Raw genomic sequence first — 24,304 nt, 5'->3', positions numbered from 1 at the left:
ATAGTAATTTTCAGGAAAATTTTAATGCCTAATTCAATTAGCTCCAAAGAATTGTTGCAATACAGAAATGCACTGGATAGTGGTCAAATGACCACAGTGCAGTTTTATCAGAATATGCTAAAAAAAGGCTATATGTACGCCGGGTGGGCAGGTGGTGTAGCTGCGGGTGATGAATTTGCTGGTATCGCAGCATTGGACTATCTAAAGAAAAGTGCTGCTGATGGCGCAGGCGGACACCCTAGCAAAGTAGTAACCGATAACGACATAGCCAATATCCGTAGAGACATGGCGTATGCGTACCTAACTGCAATGGAGAAAATTGCTTCGGAAGGAAATGGCATAGCAAATCGGGATGTGAATTTTTTCGAGACAGAAGATTTTCATAAAGAGGTGTTTGAGAAAAACGGATTTTCTATCGATAACTGGACCTTGAAAATTCCAATGGATCTCATAAAAAAACAAGCAGTGAAGCTAATGTTGAGACGATTTGGTCGGAGGTACGTGATACTGGAGGCACTGGTATTTCAACTTATTTGCAGAATACTTTCTTGATGCATAGGGTTGGGCGTCTTCTGAATTCTAAAGATCCGGAGGTCGTTGAAAAAGCATCGGAATGGATGGAGCGCGTTCCTGGCACCTTGGATTTTCCAGCGTTGTGGAAAATCACCACCACTTTTGGCGAATTAGGACTGCAATTTTTGAAAAATAGGGTAGATGAAATAGTCACGCTTGCTGAATACGGATTAGATGTTATTGCCGGCAACGATCCACCAAAGGTATATATAAATGGTGATTGGAAGACAACGAAGTATTCAAACGGTGCTCAAATTTCTGAGTCACTGATTGGTTCGCCTGATGGAATTGACGTCAAATGGATTACTCCACGCTCAGACGGTGGTACTGATGAGGGGGAGCATAACTGGAGTACTGGTGAGCAGACAATTTATCATTGGGCGGATAAAAGTAGTGGTTCGATAGATCTACTTTCTAAAACTGTTATTGGACCTGTCTCTTCAAATACATATAACGAAACCACAACGTCGACAGACAAGATTAGTGGGAGTTATATCGAAAACATTAAATTGAAATCTGCTTCTTACCATATTCTGTTGGAAGAGCGGAACACCATTACTGCAAAAGATGGCTCTTCTGTAGTAACGATTGAGACAAGCTCAAACTTTTCAAAAGCTAAATATGACGAAAATAATTCAAAAATTGAAGGTAGCTGGCTGCACAAAGATACGGGTGAACATGGCGGATATCAGCGCGATCTCATAACCGGGGCAGAAACGACAGTCGTTCTTGATAAAAACAATGTCGTAACAAGCAAGATCGTAGAAAATAAAGACGGGACTGGCGAGATCATGACCTATAACCCGGACACGGGTTCCAGGAGTGTGACGACTGTTAACGCTGATAAGTCCAAGACAGAGAACTCTGTCGATCCAATGGGAAGCACGTTTTTTAAAGTGTATGACCCAAAAGGTAATCTGATCGATTCCTCCTGGAAGAAATGGGATGGCACCGAGGGGCGTGAAGTAACCAATCCGAATGATGGTTCTGTTGTCGCCAAATATAAAGACCGTGATGGTAATGTGACTGATGTTTCCGACGACAAGGCTGGAAACCGTCAGGAAATTTACTACGACAAAAATGGTGTACAAACTGGGGAGAAGTGGGCTAAATCGGATGGCAGCCAAAGTGAAAGCAAAATTGTTGAAGGTGTTAAGACTACTGTCTATAAAGATGGTAAAGGTGTTGAACAAACGAGTGTCCGTGGAGTTGATGGGATAACTACTACCAGTTGGTTAAAACCTGATGGAAGTAAGGGAAATATCATTGAAAGCGCCGATGGCTCGCTTTCCGGTATGACTATCCTCGCTGACGGCAGCAAGCAAGTCTTCAACAAAGATGCTGATGGCGCCACAGATACAACTTTCTATACCAACTGGGGGCAAAAAACTGCCCGTACCTGGAAAGACCCGGACGGCAGTTATGGTAAAGAGACTTTTGATGGCCGTAAATATACTTCTATCACCGTCAATGCGGATAAAAGTACTCGCTCAGTGAGTGATGACGGCAAGGGAAATATCACGGTCATCAACCGCGATAGTCAAAACAATCCTCGAGAACTTTTCTGGTCACAAGCTGACGGCAGTTATGGCTTTGAAAAAACGGATGTGAACAAGGTCAGTACTGGCGTTGAATATCGTGTTGATGGTAATCACGTGCGCTATGTCAATGACAAGATTAACGGTGCTAGCACCAGTGTTATTTACGACAAGAAAGGTAATTTTGTCTCGTCCAGTTATAAAAAGCCGGATGGTACAACCGGTGGAGTTTACATCAGTGATGGCAAACGTGATGATGGAACAATCGATGAGCGTAGTGTAGGCAATATCATCGAGTTTTCTACAGGTGGTCCAAACAGTGCTGAGAAACAGAATGTGACGACATACCAGAAGAATGGCATGATCACCAACAGTACTGTATATGCGAATGGCACTCACAAAAATTACTCAGATGATGGCAATGGTACGCGGACTGAAACGGTTTTTGGTGAAGGTGGTGTAGGTATCGTTTCAAACACAACCATCAAATACAATGCGGATGGCAGTGGTACGGCTACGACAACGACAGTCAATGGCACGACAGAGAAAACTTTTGGACCTGGTGGAATTGCAATCCTGTCCAAGCCGGATATGCGTCCAGACACGCTCCCGCCAGCTGACAAGTCAGATGGTGAGCTTGCTACTTCGGCCTGGGATCCAAGTGTCTCGACAGGGATTGCTGCGGATAATTTGCCTAAAGAGAAACCAGAAAATGGTGGCCCGAATATTCCAGCTGAAGTGAAGCCGGGTACTAGCGATTCAACTGGCAGCGGTTCTGGTCCTAAACCTGGCACCGAGACTGGTGGTTCCAATCCTGGCAAAGTGATTCATATTGAAACAAGAATTATCAATCCAGGTACAGGCAAGCATTTTAACGATGCAATCAAGTGGCAGCGCCGACGCGATCCATTAACCATTGATCTTAATGGTAATGGACTTGATACGACTGGTGTGTCGCTGACCAATCCTATTCTGTTTGATCATGATGGCGACGGCATTAAAACCGGGACTGGCTGGATTTTGCCAGACGACGGTTTCCTTGCGCTGGATCGTAATGACAACGGTACGATAGATACTGGTGCAGAGCTATTTGGTGATTCAACACCGTTATATGGTGGTGGCAAAGCCCAGGATGGTTTTGCTGCACTGGCAGATCAGGACAGTAATCATGACGGCAAGGTAGATAAGCTTGATGCTAATTGGGACAAACTGCGCGTATGGCGTGATTTGAATCAAGATGGCGTATCGCAAAAAAATGAGTTGTTTACTCTTGATCAAGTGGGCATTAGCAGCTTTAGCGTGGCAAAAACTGCTAATAGTGTTTTCTTGGCCAATGGTAACCAGATCGCTGATTTGGGTAGTTATACCCGTGCCGATGGAACACGGGGGACCGTGGGTGAGGCAGGCCAGGTTGCAGACGTTAATTTGGCTGAAGATACGTTCAATAGTAAATTCACTGACCACATTACCTTGGTGGCAGGCGTAGAGCTTTTACCTGATATGCAAGGTTCAGGGCAGGTACGTAGCCTGCGTGAAGCCGCCAGCATTGATAGTGCAGCTGGTCGTGCGCTCAAAGCAAAACTCACTGAATTTGTAAATGCCAAAACACATACGGCGCAAAGGGCCTTGCTTGAAGACCTGATCATGGCCTGGGGTGCTACCAGCAATATGGCGACCAGTATCAAGGCCAGCCATGATACCGGTACTGGTGCGCTGACCGCTGTTGAACAATTTGCCCAAGACCAGCCTGGCGTATTTAAACGTATCGACACGCTTGAGAAATTTAATGGCAGCAATTTCCTGACCAGGCGTATCGTCACTGAGACAAATGCTACACATACCATCAACCTTGAATCCGACAGGCTGGCTGTTCTGGATTTGTCATGGACTACCCTGAGCGAGTCTGTGTATAGCAATTTGTTGCTGCAAACAAGGTTCCAGTCTTTGTTCAGCCAGTTGGATTTAACTGTCGATAATGCCAGTGTCCGCTTGAATGGCGCTAAGGCAAAAGCCTATTTTGAGCAGGTCACATCAGGTGGTTCGATTGATGGTTTGGCAGATTTGATCGAGTTCAACAAATATGTAGCGCCGCAGTTGACATCAGTTGACTGGGATGGCCGCATATTGATGGCACAATTAATTCAGTCCATGCCACTTACGCCTGCACTCAGGGCACTGTATGCAGAGCAAGGCATCATTATAGATCCAAGCAAGCCTGGATATATGATAGGCACGGTACTGAATGATATTTTAGTTGCCAGCACAACTTCGGAGAACATTGCAGGTAATGATGGCGATGACATGCTGTTCGGTGGCGATAGTTACGATACTCTTGACGGTGGTGCGGGCAATGACTTCCTGAGCGGTGGGGCGGGTGATGATGTCCTGATCGGCGGTACCGGTAATGATATTTATTTGTGGGGCAAGGGTAGTGGCAATGATCAACTGGTCAATAACGACACGTCGTCTGGCCGTATGGATGTTATACAGATCAAGGCAGATACCAAACCAGATGAAATTATTGTTCGTAACGATGGCTTTAGTCTGACGCTCAAAATCAAAGGAACGACCGATACCTTGCGGGTCGTAATGGCTTTTGATATGGATGGCGTGAATGCCCTGCAGATGGTCAATGAAATTCGTTTTGCGGATGGTACGGTCTGGGATGCCAAAAAGATTGAAGAAGAATCTTTGCGTCCGACCGATGGTGACGATGAGTTGCGCGGATTTAATAAAGGCGAAACGATTAACGGCGGTGCCGGTAATGATTACATCATGGGATGGGGAGGGAATGACTTCCTGTATGGTGGTGAAGGCAATGATCGCTTGGAAGGTGGCGAAGGTGACGACACTATCGACGGCGGCCTGGGCGACGATATGTATATTGGCTACTCAGGCAACGATACTTTCATCTGGGGCAAAGGATCCGGTCACGATGTTATCGCCGATATTTACGGTCGCAACTATGGCGGAACCGACTTTCAGGGAACTGACATAATCAAGATCAAAGCTGGTACTAAACCTGAAGACGTACGAGTGGCTCGTTCTTGGGGAGTTTATGCTGCAGGGAATGATTTGTCTTTGGTGATACCCGGCGACTCAGATCTGAGACTGGAAAATATTGTCATCATGAATGATCCCTCCGTCAATAAAGTGGTGTTTGAGGATGGCACCGTTTGGGATATCACTAAACTTAAAGAACTCTCTGTTCTTGGTGATGAAACATCTCAAAAAATTGCAGGCTTTAGTGATCGTGATGACGTTATTCATGGCAAAAATGGTCACGATACTATCTACGGCGCTGATGGCGAAGATATTCTGTATGGTGATGACGGGGATGATTGGCTTTATGGTGACAATGGAAATGACACCTTGCTGGGAGGCGACGGTTTTGATCGCCTGTTTGGGGGGGATGGCGATGATTTCCTGGATAGTGGCATTAGTCTTGGCAGCTTCTCCGGCGGTATCCGTTTTTATGGCGGTGCAGAACTAACCGGTGGTAAAGGTGATGACACCTATGTCTGGGGAGAAGGATACGGTAATATTTTTATCGATAATACGACCACCAAGAAAGAAGCTGGAGAGAAAGCAGATTTTGACCGTCTGCTGATTAAGGCCTTGCCTTCTGAAATCATCATCAAATTTCAGTACGGTGCAGGCTTCTACATTTACCTGAAAAATTCCCCAGTCGATGCAAATGGTGGACGACCTGATTCAATTTATATCAATGCGCAGATCGCAAATGGTCAGATTGTAGATACAACTCTTGATCAGGTTCAGTTTTCTGACGGAACTATCTGGGATTCAGCCAAGCTCAAACAAATGGTTTTGGAGGGAACTGAGCTGGATGATGATATTCAGGGTTACTTCACCAACGACTTGATTCATGGGAATGCGGGTGTCGATAATATTGTTGCCGACAAAGGCAATGACACCGTTTTTGGTGGAAGTGGAGGGGATTACATTCACGGTGGCGAAGGCAATGATCTCTTGTACGGTGACGAAGGGGACGACGACATCGGTGGTGGGGTTGGTGACGACACTTTGTATGGTGGTGACGGCAATGATGTCCTTTCTGGTGGTGAAGGAGATGATGTACTTGATGGCGGTGCTGGTGACGATAATTTAGGCGGACCGCAAGGACACGACACCATACTTTGGGGACGTGGTGCAGGCCGCGATACGGCGTTTGCTGTCGATCCTGCACAGAGCGCAGACGATACAATCAGTCTCATCATCAAATCAGGGGTGAAGCCATCTGATATTAGCTTTAGCCGTGACAGCCGTGATTTATTTATTCACATTAAAGGTACTAATGATGAATTGAGAATCAGGGAGTTTTTTGTTTCAGGCCACAGGTTCGACGGTATCCGATTTGATGATGACTCAAGTATCAAGTGGACGCAGCAACAGATTCTGGAAATGCAAAGCCTTAATCATGCTCCCCGTATCAATGCACGTCTGGCTACCATTGAGGCAAAAGAAACTCTGGAGTTAAATTATGCCGTTGTTGATAATGCTTTTATCGATGAAGATCCAGGTGATTCACTGACCTATTCCGCCACTTTTAATAAAGGTGAACCCTTACCAGTATGGTTGAAATTTGATCCAAAAACCCGAGTGTTTAGTGGCATACCACCAGACATGTCTGCCGGGCTTTATGCCGTTCAATTGATCGCAACAGATTCTTTTGGGGCGAGTACAACAATTGATATGTACCTTTCTATTGATAGTCTAGCTCCACGCGCAACCGAGGGTAATGACAAACTGATAGGGTCTAAAGACAATGATTTAATCACTGGTCTTGGAGGCCATGACACCTTGGATGGTGGTTTGGGAGCGGACACGTTAATCGGTGGCACTGGATACGACGTTTACATCGTAGATAATGTGGGAGACGTTGTCATTGAGACTACTTCTGCATATGAAGTGGATCAGATTTACAGTTCAGTCACTTACACATTACCAGACAATGTAGAAGAACTTTACTTGACTGGCTCAAACGCTATTAATGGAACCGGTAATGCCTTGAGCAATGGCATCTGGGGTAACGATGCCGATAACGTGCTTGACGGTGGCGACGGTGACGATTTGCTGGTTGGTGGCGGTGGAAATGACACTCTCTACGGAAACGAAGCCGACCATCTGGAAGGTGGTGATGGTGACGATACCTACATTATTTCAGCTTACAAAAATCGTAGCGTTAACGTCCAGATTAAAGATACCGTAGGAAATACTGAAATACGGCTTGGGGAAGGATTCACTAAAGATACTTTGAATCTGGGAGATCCAGGAAACAAGAGCGATATTCTCTTGCAGAGTGGCACCAATACGATCAGGATTGTTTATGGAAAAATCCTTGGTGTTGATAATATTTCTCGCATTACATTCGCCAATGGTGACTACCTGGACAAGGCTGCTATCGCCAATCTGATGACGGGTGGTTCACTTGACGGCACGAACGGGAATGATAATTTGAAGGCACCTGACACTGGTGCTCGTATTCACGGTTATGCAGGTGATGACGTAATCACAGGCGGTGCTGGTGCAGACATTTTCTGGGGAGATGACGGAGAGGACACACTGATTGGTGGTTCTGGCGATGATAAGTTATATGGTGGTGACTATGACGACAGACTGATCGGCGGGGAAGGTAATAATGTCCTAAGCGGTGAAGGTGATAATGACACTTTGATCGACGGCTCCGGATCCAGTATTTTGCTTGGCGGTTATGGTGATGATACCTATCAGGGCGGGGCAGGGGATGATCAACTGTTTGACCAATATGGCAGTGATACTTATATTTTTAATCTTGGCGACGGCAAAGATACCATCGCTGATGGTACCTACGAAGAACATGACTCAAGATCGTCAGACCGGATACGATTTGGCCAAGGCATCAATGCCAAAGATGTGCATTTGAGTCTTGCGGCGAATGGCACTGACCTGATTATCAAATATAGTGATCATGATCAGATCACCATATTGGGTGGTGCCAATGGCGCGATAGAAACCTATGAATTTGCAGATGGCACTGTGATGTCACACCAAGCTTTGCTGCGCGGATTAGGCGCAGGGGGATTTTGTCTGGTGGTGCAGGTAAAGATGTCTATCAAGTCAATTCTGGTTGTGGTGCTCTGACCATAGTGGATCTGGGTGGTAATAACTTAATCAGGTTTGGAGACGACATTCCAGTTGCCAGCATCAAAGCTAGCCAGGTTAAAAATGCGGATGGTGGTACTTCTCTGTTGTTGAAGATTGGCGATGGTGGAGATCAGGTTTTGATCAAGAATGGTTTGTCAAATTCCAATATGACATATCAATTCGCAGACGACACCTTATTCAGTCATGGTCAGTTCCTGAATCTTTTATTGACCGATAGTGTGAATTTAACGGGTACTGCTTCGTCACAAAATCTTGTTGGTGGCAGAGCCGGCGACGTCCTGCAAGGTGGCAGTGCGAATGAAGTACTGATTGGTGGTCAGGGTGTGGATACTTACGTCTTTGGTAGGGGAGCAGGGCAGGATATCGCTATTGAAAAGGACGGTGACTCCAGCCTGATCGCGCTCAAGCCAGGTACTAATATATCTGATTTGACATTGCAACGAATGGGTGAGAATTTATTTGTTGGAATCAATGGCACAAGCGATGGCTTGGTTTTGCGCGATTATTTCAAGGGAAATTCACAATGGACAGTCAAAGCAGATCAGGGTTCCAGCATATCTTTGTCGAGTTTGCTGGTTGCTGGAAACTCAGCGACACAAGCCACATCAAGTGCAGATAAGGTAGAGAAGTACAGACAGGATTTCCTGACTGCCCACAATCACTATTTTTCTGAGCTTGCGATAGAGCGCGGTACAAGTGTGTCCACATATATTGAAAATGGGGTCAGCGTAACAGCAACAACTGCAACGTCCACGCCTGTCATTTCTGTGGTAAGGACGACATCTGACAGTGCAGAAATACACGCACAAGATCCAACGGTGCAAAACAATATTTCGGTAGTGTCGGATACACAGGAAACCAAGGCAGTGACGAGCGAAAGCATAGTTAAAACTCCGGTGACTCATGCACCCGTTTTCGTCAGGAAAATTGAACTTGATGAATTGGTCAAGAATCGATATGGCCGTTATGACACACCAATGAACAGTGTTGCTGTTTATGTGGATAAAGTTGATGCTGTTAATGGTAATACTACCAAGGAGCTTGCCTACTTCAATTTGTACCAAGATATACAGACTACCTATGTGGATCAACGCGTTGTACAGACAGATAATGTAACTCTGAGAACTGTCGAGAATCGTCAAAATCAAGTGTTTTCAGTAGAAGACATCAGGTCAGGTTCTTCTAATAATCATATTTTATATGGTGCTGCCACAGCCAGTTATTGGCTCAATGGCACGGGTTATCAGATTATTGATGCTGGCGCCGGCGATGATTTTGTTGATAGTGGGATGGGTAGTTTTGCGTCGGCAGAAGAAGCCGTAAATTGGAAACTATTTGACACCTATAAAGATGTGCAGATGTCCAACTTGGACAGGTCCATGGTGGAATCTGTTGTATATGCGAACGACAATGGCGCATCCGGAAGTTTTATCAATGGGGGAGCAGGTAACGACACCCTGTTGGGCAGCGCTGGCCGTGATGAAATCATAGGCGGTGATGGCGATGACTTTATGAACGGTGGCGCCATGGGTGACTGGTACCGGTTGTTTGGTGCAGATACTGGCTGGGACACTATTTATGATTCTGGTGTCGTGACGGCTACTCAATATGGCTTAGGTAGTGAAAACTATTTCCGGGTTGATATTGATCAAAACAGTCTGCCACAAGACAAGGTGCTCTTCGAAGCAGGCATCAATCTATCTGACCTGAAATTCTCATGGGGCAGGTTCGACGCGGACACACCTCATCAGACTCTGAATATTTCATGGGGTGAAGGTAAGGGCGTGCGTATTGTTGTTGCTAATGCAGAGGATGCGACTGGTTTTGGTGTGGAGATTTTTGAATTTGCTGACGGCAGTAAATTTACTCTGGACCAAATGATAGCGCGTGCGCCATCAAGGCCTGCACTTGGTGCTAACACTGCCCCAGTCGCAATCGGCTCTGTCACCCAGCAAAAAGTAACCGAGAACAAAGACTTCAGTTTCACTTTGCCTGACGGTCTTTTCAGCGATGCGGATGCAGGAGATAGTCTGACTTATAGCCTGAGCCTTGCCAATGGTGATGTCTTGCCAACCTGGCTCAAGTTTGATCAGAAGACCGGCAAACTGAGCGGAACACCTGGGCATACAGACATTGGTGATCTGGTATTGCGCGTAACGGCCAAAGACGGTGGCCAACTGTCTGCCAATCTCGACTTTAGTTTGAGTGTGGCAGCAGCTGCGACAGTTAATACTGCACCGGAGTTGAAAGCCAGCTTGGCAGACCAGGCGCTGACTGAGAAGAAAGCCTTTAGCCTGGTCATACCAGATACGCTCTTTGTTGATGCAGATAAAGGCGATGTGCTGACCTACAGCGTCACCCTCGCAGACGGCAAGGCATTACCGACCTGGCTGAGCTTCGATGCAGCCACCAGAACGCTGAGTGGCACACCTGACCATGCTGCTGTTGGCGATCTGTCCTTATCTGTCTCGGTTAAAGACAAAGGTGGTTTGACAGCTAAAACGGCGTTGAATTTGCATGTGGCAGACTATGTCGCACCAAATACAGCACCGGTTGCCGCAAAAACTCTGTCAGACCAAAGCTTGACAGAGAAATCCGCCTTCAGCTTTGCGGTACCGGCAGGCACCTTCACTGATGCTGATGCAGGCGATGTACTGACTTACAGCGTCACCCTCGCAGACGGCAAGGCATTACCGACCTGGCTGAGCTTCGATGCAGCGACCAGGACATTGAGCGGTACACCTGATCATGCTGCTGTTGGTGATCTGGCCTTGTCTGTTGCCGTCAAAGACAAAGGCGGCCTGACAGCAAAAACGGCATTGAATTTGCATGTGGCAGACTATGTCGCACCAAACACAGCACCGGTTGCTGCGAAAACTCTGTCAGATCAAAGCCTGACAGAGAAAGCCGCCTTCAGCTTTGCGGTACCGGCAGGCACCTTCACTGATGTTGACGCAGGTGACGTGCTGACTTACAGTGTGACACTGGCAGATGGCAAGGCCTTACCGACCTGGTTGAGCTTTGATGCAGCCACCAGGACGTTGAGCGGCATCCCTGATCATGCTGCAGTCGGCGATCTGGCCTTATCTGTTTCGGTCAAAGACAAAGGTGGTTTGACAGCTAAAACGGCCCTGAATTTGCATGTGGCAGACTATGTCGCACCAAACACAGCACCGGTTGCTGCGAAAACTCTGTCAGATCAAAGCCTGACAGAGAAAGCCGCCTTCAGCTTTGCGGTACCAGCAGGTACCTTCACTGATGCCGACGCAGGTGATGTCCTGACCTACAGCGCCACGCTGGCCAATGGCAGCCCCTTACCAACCTGGCTGGCATTTGATGCAGCGACCAAGACACTGAGTGGTACACCTGATCATGCTGCCGTCGGTGATCTGGCGGTCACTATCCAGGTCAAGGACAAAGGCGGCCTCAGCGCCAGTAACAAGCTCGTCCTGCATATCGCAGGTGCGACAGCCAGCGGCCTGAGCGGCACCGATGCAGCAGACGTACTCACCGGTACAGCCGCAGCCGATGTCATGAACGGTGGTGCCGGTGCTGATACCCTGTCTGGCGGCGCAGGCAATGACAGCCTCACAGGCGGTACCGGCAATGACGTTCTGAATGGTGATGCCGGTGATGATCAGTACTACTATGCCCAGGGCGATGGCCTCGACTTCATTACCGACACATCCGGTGTTGACAGCCTCAACTTTGGCACTGGGTTAAGTCTTGACAACCTGATCGGCTCTGTCGCCACGGTTGGCAATAAAAAGTTTGCCCAGATCCGCGCCATCACCGCAGAAGGTGATGCCAGCCAGGGCATAGACTTTGAGGTCACCGTCGATGCCCAGGGCAAGGTCATTTCGCCTATAGAGAAGTTCATCCTCTCTGACGGCAAACAAGTCAGCTGGGATGACCTGCTGGTCAAACAAGTCACCGCCAGTGGCGGCAATGCTGCCGAAGTCATCCGTGGTGGCCGTAACGACGACACCATCTTCGGTTACGACAGCAATGACACCCTCTATGGCGGCTACGGCAACGACAAGCTCGATGGTGGCAATGGCGATGACGCCGCTTACGGCGGTGTCGGCAATGACCGTCTGTACGGCCAAAGTGGTAATGATGCCCTTTATGGCGAAGATGGTGACGACCTGCTCGATGGCAGCAGCGGCAACGATACCCTCGACGGTGGTAATGGCAACGACACCCTTGACGGTGGCGATGGCATCGACATCCTGTATGGCCGTGCTGGTGACGACAAACTCACGGGAAGCAATGGTAATGACATGCTCGATGGTGGTGACGGCAACGATACCCTTGACGGCGGTGACCAGGACGACACCCTGTACGGTGGCAACGGCGACGACACCATCAGCGCAGGTTATGGCAATGACTATGTCAATGGCGGCAACGGCATCGACACCATCACCCTCGCCAACGGCAATGACGTCGCCCAGGGCGGTGCAGGCAATGATGTCATCACCGGCGACTATGGCAACAAGCTGGTTGATGGCGGTGATGGTGATGATGTGATTACCATGAACGTCGGCAACCACTGGTATGCCGGTGGCAAAGGCAATGACACCATAGACCCAGGCCAGGGCCTCAATGTATTTGCCTTCAACCGCGGTGACGGTGCCGACATCTACAAAAACAACAAGGTCAATGGCAATACGATCTCTCTTGGCAAAGGCATCAAATATGCCGACCTGTCACTCAGCAAGGCTGGCATGGACCTGGTGCTCAACCTCGGCCAGGGCGACAGTATCACCCTCAAGGACTGGTACACCAACCAGGGCTTGCGTGGTGTAGATCGCCTGCAATTCATCACCGAAGGTGGTGATTATGATGCCGCATCAACTGACAAGACCAAAAACAGCAAAGTCGAAGTATTTGACTTCACCAAACTGGTCCAGAAGTTTGATGCCAGCCTGGCAGCCACACCAAGCCTGAACCAATGGGCAGTCATGAGCTCCATGCTCGATGCGCATCTGTATGGATCGAACACAGTTGCCATTGGTGGTGACCTTAGTTACCAGTATGGCCTGAACGGTAACCTGACCGGCATCGGTTTGAGCGTCGTGCAGACCAGCCTGGCAGCGAATGACTTTAACAATAACAAGGGCCAGACTTTGCATAACAGGCCTCAACTGGAAACGGGGGCTTTGTTGTTGATGTGAGTTTGATCTGTATTTGATCTGTATGTGAACTATGCCTGATCTGAAACTTGTTTTGAACAAGCGATAATGAGCAGGGCGGGAGGGCTGGTTTCGCGACCAGCCCTTTTTGTTTTTTGTGTCAGTGCAAACCTGCGATTCATTTACCCGCATATTTTTTTGAATGATGCAGGTTTTGTTATAATCTGCCCATGCGCATTTCTTCCTCATTCCGGCACCTGACGATATGGCTTGCATGTCTTGCCCTGTTGTTCAATGGTTTGCTGCCAGCCATGGCTGGCGGGATGGGGGCGGGTGTGCCTGTTGTCGTTGCGCCAGGGGTTGTCGAGGTCTGTAGTGTCGAGGGTGTCAAGCTGGTGGATGCCGTGACGGGCAAGCTGATCAAACTGGTTGCGGGAAAGTCCGCGCAAGACAAGCAGCATATGGCGGCGCATTGTGCTTATTGTGTGCTGCATGCAGGGCATGATTTTGTGTTGCCAGGCGCTTTGTCCAGCCCGCCAGAGGGCAAGTTGGCAGCGGCAGCGCCTTTGTTGTTTTATCAATCTCCCCACGTTTTATTCATCTGGACTGCGGCGCAGCCGCGTGGCCCGCCTCTCCATCTGGTTTGATTCTCCCTGCTGTTTTACCTTTTGTTCACCGGCTTTGTTCGTGAGCAGGTAAGACGATATCAATCCATCATCTCATTGTGATTAATGGCGATGAATGAAGAAAAGACATCAACATGAAACGTCGTTCTGTACTGACGCTGCTGGGCAGCCTGTCTTTGCTGGCTTGCAGCCGCACGCCTGTGACTTTTACCGGCATTGATATTACGGGTGCCAATTATGCCAATGATTTTCATCTGCGCGGGCATGATGGCAAGGATTACAGCCTTGCCAGTTTCAAGGGTAAGCATCTGCTGATATTCTTTGGTTTTACCCAGTGCCCTGATATTTGCCCAGCGGCCCTGAGCCGTGCAGTGCACATACGCAAATTGCTGGCAGACAAGGCTGAGCAATTGCAGGTTATTTTCATTACCATAGACCCGGAAAGAGATACCCCTGAATTGCTGGCACAATACATGAAAGCATTTGACCCCAGCTTTTTGGGCCTGTATGGCGACATGAAAGAAACGCAGGAAGCGGCCGCAGCCTTCAAGGTGTTTTACCAGAAGGTGCCCAGCGGCAGCTCTTATACCATGGACCATACCGCAATAAGCTATGTGTTTGATGACAAAGGCAAGATACGCCTGGCATTGAAGCATGAACAAACCGCAGAGCAATGTGCAGCAGACTTGCGCACATTGATGGCTGCCTGAACTACATTAAAGGAAAAATACGATGAACAAAATCAATCAAATCATGATGGCGGTAGCTACTACTGTATTTGCAATCTCTGCACAGGCGCAGGTCACAGTCAGTGATGCCTGGGTGCGTGCCACGGTTGCGCAGCAAAAGGCGACAGGTGCTTTCATGCAGATCAAGTCCGTCAAGGATGTACGCCTGCTGGAAGTGCGCTCGCCAGTCGCAGGTGTGGCAGAACTCCATAAAATGGAAATGACCGACAATATGATGAAGATGCGCCCCGTCGATGGTCTGGACCTGCCCGCAGGCAAGCTGGTGGAACTCAAACCCGGTTCTTACCACATCATGCTGCTGGATTTGAAGGCACAGGTCAAGGAGGGGGATGTGGTACCTGTGACCCTGGTTGTCGAGGGCAAGGACAAGAAGCGTGAAACCCTGGAGATCAAGGCTGTCGCCAAGCCCCTGAACCAGGCAACGCAACATTGATGGAGGCAATATGAGTACAAGCAGAAGAGCAGGGCGTAACAGTGTTATCAGGCTGCTGCAGTGCTTTAATGTTGCGGCAATCTGTGCGCTGGCAGTGTGGCATGCCTATGCCTTTTATCTGCACCAGGCCATGTCGCGCGTCGCCAGGCCAGCGGTGATAGAGTTTTTGCCACTGCCTGCACATCAGCAAACTACCCCGAGGATAATCACATGAAAAAATTTCTGTTTATCGGCATGTTCACCGCAAGCAGTTTGCTGGCACAGGCAGCCCATGCTCATGTCACGCTGGAGCAGGCTACTGCCGCCGCAGGCGCCTACCATAAGCTGACATTTAAAATCGGCCATGGTTGTGAGGGCAGTGCTACTAATGCGGTCAGGGTCAGCATTCCTGAAAACGTCAGCGGTGCCAAACCCATGCCCAAGGCGGGTTGGAAAATCGATACCAGTATACAAGCGCTCAGCGCGCCTTATAACTCACATGGCAAGACCATCACTCAGGACGTACGTGAAGTAAGCTGGACAGGCGGCCCTTTACCTGATGCTTATTACGATGAGTTTTCGATACAGGTGAAATTGCCGGAGAAAGCAGGCAAGGTATATTTCAAGGTCACGCAGTTATGTGAAAAAGGCAGGCTGGACTGGGCGGAAATCCCGGCAGATGGCCAGGCTGCCAAGGGCTTGAAAACACCAGCGCCGGTGCTGGAGGTGCAGGAAAAAGCAGACGCAGCGCATCACCATTAAGTATTTTGATACGCTTAAAAAATCCCCAGTCATGACATCACGATTGGGGATTTTTTCTTATTCAATTGCTGACACCCGAGTTATCAGGCGAGTCTGGCACCTGAACTTACAGGATATTCAAAGTCACTTCGATATTGCCGCGTGTGGCATTGGAATATGGGCAAACTTCATGTGCCTTGTGTACCAGCGCTTCTGCTTCTGCGCGGTCCATGCCAGGCAGGCTGACGTTCAAGGTCACGGCCAGTCCAAAGCCGCCTTTGCCATTTGGGCCTATGCCCACCAGGCCATTGATGGAGACATCTGCTGGCAGGGCGATTTTACCAGCGGCGGCAACAAATTTCATCGCGCCGATAAAGCAGGCGGAATAACCGGCAGCAAACAATTGCTCAGGATTAGTGCCTTCGCCACCTGCACCACCGAGTTCTTTTGGCGTTGTCAGTTTGACGGAAAGTTGAGTGTCGCTGGAAACGGCACGGCCATCACGACCGCCAGTTGCTGTTGCATTTGCTGTGTAAAGTACTTGCATGATGAACTCCTGATTTAATTAGCTGGGTTATTTGGGGTTTGCTGCGTTTGTTTCCTGTTTTTTCTTACGACTACTGAGTCGATGGATGAACTATAGCGAACAATTTAATTGTGTGCAATCTAAATTACGATTGTTTTTTTCTATCATCGCGATAGTATGCGAATAACAGCTTAGTACAAACAAGGGAAATATTAAGAATTTTTTAACTGATGGGTTTGGTCACCCATAACTTGAAAATTCATGGATTTAATGACTCAAGGATTTAATAACTCAAGGATTTAATAACTCATTACGCAAATCACTAAGCTGGCTGCGCAATTCCATCAGGGTCTCTTTGCTTTGCCCACTGGCGCAGAGGATTTTTTGCGGGATGTCGAGGGCGGCATTGCGCAATTCCCTGCCTGATGGCGTCAGGGTGATCCTTACCTGGCGCTCGTCAGTCTCATCACGATGCCTTTGCAGCATGCCATTGGCTTCCAGGCGTTTCAGCAAGGGTGTCAGCGTGCCTGAGTCAAGGAACAGGGCATGGCCTATGTCTTTGACCAGCACATCATCCTGCTCCCACAAGACCAGCATGACCAGATATTGCGGATAGGTTAAGCCCAGGGCATCGAGCATGGGCTTGTAGGCCTTGGTCAGCGCCAGGGATGATGAATACAGGGCAAAGCAAAATTGGTTTTCCAGTGCCAGCATATTGATCGGTGTTTCTGCGGGTGTTTTCATTTTGGCACTCTGGCAAATTCGTGAATGGATGATATGCAGGCATGATAAACAGTTTTTGCCAGCAATGCGGCACTTCTGCAAAGTATGGGGCATCGTCTTTTGCGAAGCCTGGCAAGTCGCACAAGGTATAATGTCGGCCATTGCGCGTGCGCCGCCACGCCCCACTGTAAGAGGTAAACCGTGACTTTCATAGAAAAACTTTCCGCTGCCTGGACAGCCAATAATTCCCTGTTGTGCGTAGGCCTGGACCCTGATGTCAGCCGCTTCCCTGCTGATCTGGCCGGTAAGCCGGATGCTATTTATACATTCTGTAAAACCGTGGTTGATGCGACTGCTGACCTGGCTTGCTCCTTCAAACCACAGATTGCCTATTTTGCCGCCCTGCGCGCAGAAGACCAGCTCGAAGAAATCTGCTCTTACATCAAGGCTACTTATCCAAATATTCCGGTGATACTTGATGCCAAGCGTGGCGACATCGGCGCAACAGCAGAGCAATATGCACGTGAAGCTTTCGAGCGCTATGACGCCGATGCAGTCACAGTCAATCCGTATATGGGTTTCGACTCAGTTGCGCCTTACCTGGAATGGAAAGACCGTGGCGCCATCGTGCTGTGCCGCACTTCCAATGCAGGTGGCTCTGACCTGCAATTCCTCGATGTCGGTGGCAAGCCGCTGTATCAACATGTGGCGCAACTGGTGGCGGATAAATGGAATACCAATGGCCAATGCGCGCTGGTGGTGGGGGCTACCTTCCCAAAAGAGCTGGCGCAGGTACGCTCTGTCATCGGTGACATGCCTTTGCTGGTGCCGGGCATAGGTGCGCAGGGCGGTGATATTGCAGCGACTGTGCAGGCAGGTAAAACAGCAAATGGCACAGGCATGATGATCAATTCTTCGCGCGCTATTTTGTATGCCCAGCCAGCAACTGGTGAAAGTGCTGCTGATGCTGTTCGCCGCGTAGCGCTGGAAACGCGCGATGCAATCAATCTGCATCGCCAATAAAAAACTTTACCGGGGTGTCACGACATCCCGGTATTTTTTGTATATCAAATCGTAGTAGCCATTCTGTTTGAGTTGTTTCAGCACCTGATCAAGCTCGTCCCTTAATGGCTCAAGATGCGCTTTTTTGGCGAAGCCGAAAAAGGTTTCCTGTTCCTGCACGACAGGGTAGAGCACCTTGAAATCATTCAGCAGCCCCATCTTCTTCATTTCATGTATTGCCCCTGCATGGTTGCTGATGAGGATGTCGAAGCGTTGCGCCAGCGCCATTCTGATAGCGCTGGTCTGGTCGCTGGCGAGTTCCACATTCAGAACGCCGCTCTTGATGAATTCATCAAATCTGCTGCCATAACTGATGCCTCTGACTGCGCCAAACCGGTAAGGGGCGAGGCGCGCTAGTTCTCCGTCAAAATTGATATTGCTGTCATTCCTGGTCCACAGGCTGATAGTGAGCTGCAAGACTGCTTCATTGCTGTAGATGATGTATTTCTCACGTTCAGGAGTCTTGAAGACGGTGAAGATACCGTCGGCCTCGCCATTCTTTACCATTTCCAGGCTGCGCCGCATGGGGTAGATATTGATGCTGACCTGATGCCCCATGAGGCGAAAAGCTTCCTTGATGATATCGACGGCTATGCCTTTGACTTCACCTTGTTCTATATACTCGTAGGGTGGGTAACTCAGGCTCGCCAGTTTGAACGTGGCGGCAAAACAAATAGAGCAGGAAAGTGCCAGCAAGATTGCCAGCAGGGAGTGGAAAATGGTGCGCATCTTGTTACCTCTTTCAGATGCCACACTCATCAAAACATGCTTTGAAATTTCAGATGGCAATGAGTCTGTTCGGAAGAAGTAGACTCATTGCCTGAAGCAAAGTCAATTCATTGTGTCGCTTGATGATGTGCGCTTATTCTGCGTTGTTACCTGCATTAAAAACTATGACGTATGCCCACATGCAGGGCGCTGTCGCCTGAGCCTGCTTCAATCGCGCTGCCTACCGTGTAGCCAGCACCATTCTTGTTGTCTATCTTTGCATAGGCTGCATACAGATCCGTTCGTTTGGACAATGAATAGATATAGGCCACCGCCAACTGGCTGGCATCCTGGTTCTTGACTGTCTTGTCATCTTTGCGGATATACGATGCCAAAATCTTGTTATTACCAAATGGCACAGTCACGCCCAGCAAAAAGTCTGTGGAATCTGTCGATGCAGTTGGTGCAATCAGGCTGCCAAATGGATTGGCAGTATTACGTAACGGTGAGCTGTTCAGACCCTTGTTGACGCCGTATGCCAGATGCGCTTTTGCCACGCCAAAATCATAAGTCGCAGCCAGCAAAGTGGTTTTGCCATCATCGGTATTCTTCAATGTGGCTGTGTCGTTATTGCGATTGTGGTAACCAAGGCGTACAGCAAATGGGCCAGAGGTATAGGCAATCGCGGCACCAAGCTGGCGACCGGCAGAAGTGTCACCAGCGGTTTCACCAAAGCCATAAGCCAACTCACCAGTCAGGCCATCAAAAGATGGTGTCACGTATTTCAGGGTATTGTCCATGCGGCTGGAGCCGGCACCAGAGTTAGGCATGATATTGGCCGCGTCGCCTGCAAAACCGGTGACAAAAGGATCGGCAAAAGCCAGTGTCAAATATTCTGGGGTGTACTGGCGACCAGCAGTCAGCGTACCAAAATCACCCTTGACGCCGACATAAGCCTGGCGTCCAAACATCAGGCCGCCCTGGCCCAGGGAACCGGTATCGACATTGATACCGCTTTCAAGCAGGAAGAAGGCAGACAGCCCACCACCGAGGTCTTCAGTACCTTTGAAACCCAGGCGCGAACCAGAACCGATGCCGCTCGTCAGTTTGCTGACAGAGCCAGCGCTGCCGCCTCTTTCTAATGCGATGCCGGTATCGACGATGCCGTAAATGGTGACGGATGATTGTGCCATGGCAGATCCGGCGAACGCGCTGATCGCGCCAAATATGGCCAAAGCGAGGGAAGTCTTTTTCATGTGGTTCTCTCAAAAAATAGATAAGGAAACGATGTTGCTGTCAAAAGAATCGCCTTTGCTGTGAGCATGCATGCTGTCTGGTGCAAGCGATAAGGGCGATTACCAACCGGATTTCCTGTGATTGCAGTCGGTAATTTATTATCGATGAAAAATATAATGTTTACATATAAATTGTTTATAAAACGTTGATAAAAAATAGATGATGCGTTGTTAAAAAGTTGAAATTGCGCTGAGGGTAATATTTACGCTCTGGATTTTTGATACAAAAAATGGTCAGTGACTGAAGTCACTGACCACATTTTCAGTTCATGTTTTGGTTATGGTGGATGCTGTCGCTGTCGTAGCAGACAGTTTTATGCCTTTCCATAACCGCCACCACCAGGGGTTTCAATGACAAAAATGTCGCCAGGCTGCATGTCGGTGCTGGCCACAAAACCTAGCTCTTCTGTGCTGCCATCATTCCTGATTACATAGTTCTTGCCGCAGGCACCTGCTGCGCCACCAGCCGCACCAAAGGGTGCATACACGCGGTTATTCGAGAGTATCGAAGCCGTCATGTTTTCCAGGAAGCGTATTTTGCGCACGCCACCGTTACCACCATGCCAGCGGCCTGCACCGCCTGAATCTGGCTTGATTTCATAGCTCTCCAGCCTGACCGGATAACGCCATTCCAGTATCTCAGGATCAGTCAGGCGTGAATTTGTCATGTGGGTTTGCACTACGTCAGTACCATTGAAACCTTCACCTGCACCAGAGCCACCAGAGATGGTTTCATAGTATTGGTAATCATCATTACCAAAGGTGAAGTTATTCATCGTGCCAGGTGAAGATGCCACCACGCCCAGCGCACCATACAGCGCATTGGTGATGCAACTTGAGGTTTCCACATTACCGGACACTACCGCCGCCGGGTAGCGCGGATTCAGCATCGAACCTTCAGGGATGATGACTTTCAGCGGTTTCAAACAACCGGCATTGAGCGGGATATCATCATCAATCAGGGTCCTGAATACATACAATACGGCTGCCATGCAAATAGCACTTGGTGCATTGAAATTGTTATTCAGTTGCGGTGAAGTACCAGTGAAATCGACTTCTGCAGAACGTGATGCATGATCAACACGAATCGCAACCTTGATGATGGCGCCATTGTCGAGCTTGTATTCATAGCTGCTGTCTTGCAGGGCAGTGATGACACGCCTTACTGCTTCTTCAGCATTGTCTTGTACATGGCCCATATAGGCCTGCACGACATCCAGACCATAGTGCTGCACCATCTTCAGCAATTCATCGACGCCTTTCTGGTTGGCGGCGATCTGCGCCTGGAAGTCAGCAAGGTTTTGATGGATATTGCGGCAAGGGTATTTGCCGGAAGAGAGCAGGGCTATGGTTTCTTTTTCCAGGAACTTGCCAGCGCTGACCAGTTTGAAGTTATTGATCAGCACACCTTCTTCTTCGACTACCGTGCTGTCTGCGGGCATGGAACCAGGCGTGATACCACCTATGTCAGCATGGTGGCCACGTGAACCTACATAGAACAAGACCTCGGTGCCTTCTGCATTGAAGGCCGGTGTGATGACAGTAACATCAGGCAAGTGGGTGCCACCGTTATACGGGTCATTGAGCATATACACATCGCCCGGCTGCATGCTGCCGGCATTGGCACGGATGATGGTTTTGATACTGTCGCCCATGGAACCCAGATGCACAGGAATATGCGGCGCATTCGCAATCAGGTTACCTTCTGCATCAAACAGGGCGCAAGAGAAATCCAGACGCTCCTTGATGTTGACCGAGAAGGCCGTATTTTGCAGGCGCAAGCCCATTTGCTCGGCGATGCTCATGAACAGGTTGTTGAATACTTCCAGCATGACCGGGTCAGCCTTGGTGCCTATGGCCTGCCGTTTGGGGCGTGCTTCCAGGCGGGTGAATACCAAATGGTTCAACGCTGTGACTTCTGCACCCCAGCCAGGTTCTATGATGTTCGTCGCATTTTTTTCTGCGATGATGGCCGGGCCCTTGATCTTGTCACCGGGGCGCATGTCATCACGGTTATACAAGTCTGTGCCATGCCATTCTCCACCAGAAAATAACTGGACGATTTCCACGGGTTGCAAAGTCTGGCCATTCTCGCGTGGTGGCAGGTGCTCTACACTTTCATTGCCCTCGCCAGAATTACCTATGGCTTCGACAGAGATCGCTTCTATGACGAGCTGCTTGTTGGACATCAGGAAGGAATAACGTTTTTTGTAGGCAGATTCAAACTGATAGATCATGCTGGCAATATCCTGCATGGCCACGACGATGACAGAGTCGGTGCCCTCATAGCGCAAGTGCACACGTTGCTTGACGCTGAGGTGTTCTGGTGCCACACCCTGGCTCAGCAAATCATTGCTGGCCGCATCGGACAAGCGTGCCAGTTCTTTTTCCAGCGCGGGTATGGAGGCGGGGGCGAGTGGCAATTCCATCGCCAGTTCGCGCATGGCAGTCTGGTCTGCCAGGCCCATGCCATAAGCAGACAAGACACCTGAGAATGGGTGAGCAAATACTTTAGTCATACCCAGTGCATCTGCCACCAGGCAGGCATGCTGACCGCCTGCGCCACCGAAGGTGGTCAGAGTATAGTCAGTCACGTCGTGGCCGCGCTGAACCGAGATAAATTTGATGGCATTGGCCATATTGCCGACGGCAATTTCAATAAAGCCTTCAGCCACTTCTTCCGGCGATTTGCGTATGCCCGTGGCTTTTTCTATCTCTGCTGCCATGGCAGTGAATTTCTCGACGACAGCATCATGATCCAGCGACATGTCTGCTTTGGGGCCAAATACTTTAGGGAAATAGCTGGGCTGGATTTTACCTAGCATGACATTGCAATCAGTCACGGCCAACTGCCCACCGCGCCGGTAGCTGGTGGGGCCGGGATTCGCACCCGCGCTGTCCGGGCCTACGCGGTAACGAGTACCGTCAAAATGCAGGATGGAGCCACCACCGGCAGCAACGGTATGTATGCTCATCATTGGCGCGCGCATCCTGACACCGGCAACCTGGGTTTCAAATTCGCGTTCAAACTCGCCAGCATAATGAGACACGTCCGTCGAGGTGCCGCCCATGTCAAAGCCGATGATCTTGTCAAAGCCCGCAGTCTGTGCAGTACGCACCATGCCGACGATCCCGCCTGCCGGGCCTGACAATATGGAATCCTTGCCCTGGAAGCGGTGTGCATCTGTCAGGCCGCCATTGCTTTGCATGAAGAACAGACGCACGCCGTCCATCTTGCTGGCAACCTGATCAACATAGCGACGCAGGATAGGAGACAGATAGGCGTCTACTACGGTCGTGTCACCACGCGAGATCAGCTTCATCATGGGGCTGACCTGATTGGAAATCGAAATTTGCGTAAAGCCAGCTTCAGCAGCGAGTTTGCCTATGATGTCTTCATGCTGGGTATGTCTATAGCCATGCATGAGCACGATGGCCAATGCCCGGTAGCCATCTTTATATAAAGCAGCGAGTTCTTTTTTGACTGCAGCTTCATCCAGGGCTTGCAAGACATTGCCGTGCGCATCGATGCGTTCATCAACTTCCACGACTTTTTCATACAAGAGTTCAGGCAAGACGATATGGCGGTCAAACAGGCGGGGGCGGTTTTGATACGCAATGCGCAGGGCATCGCGAAAACCTTTGGTGATCATGAGAGCAGTCGGGTCACCCTTGCGTTCCAGCAGGGCATTGGTGGCAACGGTGGTGCCCATCTTCACGGCAGACACCAGTTCAGGTGAGATATTCTGGTCTGCGCTCAAACCCAGCAAGCCTTGTATGCCTGCAACGGCAGCATCTTTATATTGTTCAGGATTTTCTGACAGCAGTTTATGGGTCAGTAATTTGCCATCCGGGCGGCGCGCCACGATATCGGTAAACGTACCACCTCTATCTATCCAGAATTGCCAGCGTTGATCTTCAACGAAGTCATTGTGTGCCTGTTTCTGTTCGTTCATTTTGCAACCACCTTTCATAAAGAGATGTTGCCGTTTCTTCGGCAAAGTCTTATCCCGGTCTGTAGCCATTTCTGTCCGTGCCTGCAAACTTTGTG

14 protein-coding genes are annotated in these 24,304 nt (G+C 49.3%); 9 read left to right on the top strand and 5 right to left on the bottom strand.

The genetic code is table 11. From position 1 onward, the window contains the following. The first annotated feature begins 24 nt into the window (after nt 1-24). The 8 genes from UNDYM_RS17155 (at nt 25) to UNDYM_RS17120 (ending at nt 15,960) form a co-directional block, all read left to right on the top strand. Complete coding sequence (locus UNDYM_RS17155; RefSeq protein ID WP_162042117.1) at nt 25-552, top strand: hypothetical protein; 528 nt, start codon at nt 25-27, stop codon at nt 550-552. After that, complete coding sequence (locus tag UNDYM_RS17150) at nt 552-8,252, top strand: calcium-binding protein (RefSeq protein WP_232064186.1); 7,701 nt, start codon at nt 552-554, stop codon at nt 8,250-8,252. The genes UNDYM_RS17155 and UNDYM_RS17150 overlap by 1 nt, the downstream gene beginning before the upstream one ends. Beyond that, nucleotides 8,195-13,453 (top strand): putative Ig domain-containing protein, encoded by a 5,259-nt coding sequence (locus tag UNDYM_RS17145; RefSeq protein WP_162042115.1) that lies wholly within the window; start codon nt 8,195-8,197, stop codon nt 13,451-13,453. Before UNDYM_RS17150 ends, UNDYM_RS17145 begins: the two co-directional genes overlap by 58 nt. A 188-nt stretch (nt 13,454-13,641) precedes the next feature. After that, complete coding sequence (locus tag UNDYM_RS17140; protein WP_162042114.1) at nt 13,642-14,058, top strand: DUF2946 domain-containing protein; 417 nt, start codon at nt 13,642-13,644, stop codon at nt 14,056-14,058. Nucleotides 14,059-14,171: 113 nt separating this feature from the next. After that, nucleotides 14,172-14,747: an SCO family protein gene (locus UNDYM_RS17135; RefSeq protein WP_162042113.1), complete on the top strand. Its 576-nt coding sequence runs from the start codon at nt 14,172-14,174 to the stop codon at nt 14,745-14,747. A gap of 22 nt (nt 14,748-14,769) precedes the next feature. Next, nucleotides 14,770-15,219, top strand: coding sequence for a copper chaperone PCu(A)C (locus UNDYM_RS17130; RefSeq protein ID WP_162042112.1), 450 nt, complete (start codon nt 14,770-14,772; stop codon nt 15,217-15,219). A 10-nt stretch (nt 15,220-15,229) separates the two neighbouring features. Continuing rightward, entirely contained in the window at nt 15,230-15,433 is a 204-nt protein-coding gene (locus tag UNDYM_RS17125; RefSeq protein WP_162042111.1) for a hypothetical protein, read from the top strand. Beyond that, nucleotides 15,430-15,960 carry a YcnI family protein gene (locus UNDYM_RS17120; RefSeq protein WP_232063523.1) on the top strand — a complete coding sequence of 177 codons (531 nt, stop codon included), beginning with the start codon at nt 15,430-15,432 and terminating at the stop codon, nt 15,958-15,960. Before UNDYM_RS17125 ends, UNDYM_RS17120 begins: the two co-directional genes overlap by 4 nt. 106 nt (nt 15,961-16,066) lie before the next feature. Here UNDYM_RS17120 and UNDYM_RS17115 read toward each other — a convergent pair whose 3' ends face one another. Both UNDYM_RS17115 and UNDYM_RS17110 read right to left on the bottom strand, forming a co-directional pair. Further along, a complete protein-coding gene (locus UNDYM_RS17115; protein WP_162042110.1) occupies nt 16,067-16,486 on the bottom strand; it encodes an organic hydroperoxide resistance protein in 420 nt (139 codons plus the stop codon). Nucleotides 16,487-16,756: 270 nt separating this feature from the next. Beyond that, nucleotides 16,757-17,209, bottom strand: coding sequence for a MarR family winged helix-turn-helix transcriptional regulator (locus tag UNDYM_RS17110; protein ID WP_162042109.1), 453 nt, complete (start codon nt 17,207-17,209; stop codon nt 16,757-16,759). Between the two features lie 180 nt (nt 17,210-17,389). Here UNDYM_RS17110 and pyrF point away from each other — a divergent pair, with 180 nt between their 5' ends. Beyond that, nucleotides 17,390-18,211, top strand: coding sequence for an orotidine-5'-phosphate decarboxylase (gene pyrF / locus UNDYM_RS17105; protein ID WP_162042108.1), 822 nt, complete (start codon nt 17,390-17,392; stop codon nt 18,209-18,211). Between the two features lie 6 nt (nt 18,212-18,217). Here the strand turns inward: pyrF and UNDYM_RS17100 are convergent, their stop codons facing one another. The 3 genes from UNDYM_RS17100 to UNDYM_RS17090 form a co-directional block, all read right to left on the bottom strand. Next, nucleotides 18,218-18,979 carry an ABC transporter substrate-binding protein gene (locus UNDYM_RS17100; RefSeq protein ID WP_162042107.1) on the bottom strand — a complete coding sequence of 254 codons (762 nt, stop codon included), beginning with the start codon at nt 18,977-18,979 and terminating at the stop codon, nt 18,218-18,220. A 155-nt stretch (nt 18,980-19,134) separates the two neighbouring features. Next, entirely contained in the window at nt 19,135-20,214 is a 1,080-nt protein-coding gene (locus UNDYM_RS17095; RefSeq protein ID WP_162042106.1) for a porin, read from the bottom strand. Between the two features lie 353 nt (nt 20,215-20,567). Beyond that, the gene (locus UNDYM_RS17090) at nt 20,568-24,209 is read right to left on the bottom strand and encodes a hydantoinase B/oxoprolinase family protein (protein WP_162042105.1); all 3,642 of its coding nucleotides are present in this window, start codon (nt 24,207-24,209) and stop codon (nt 20,568-20,570) included. Between the last annotated feature and the right edge of the window lie 95 nt (nt 24,210-24,304).

It is taken from the genome of Undibacterium sp. YM2 (genome assembly GCF_009937975.1).
In the GTDB taxonomy this organism is placed as follows: Bacteria; Pseudomonadota; Gammaproteobacteria; order Burkholderiales; family Burkholderiaceae_D; genus Undibacterium.
This window is presented reverse-complemented; position numbering and strand designations above follow the sequence as displayed.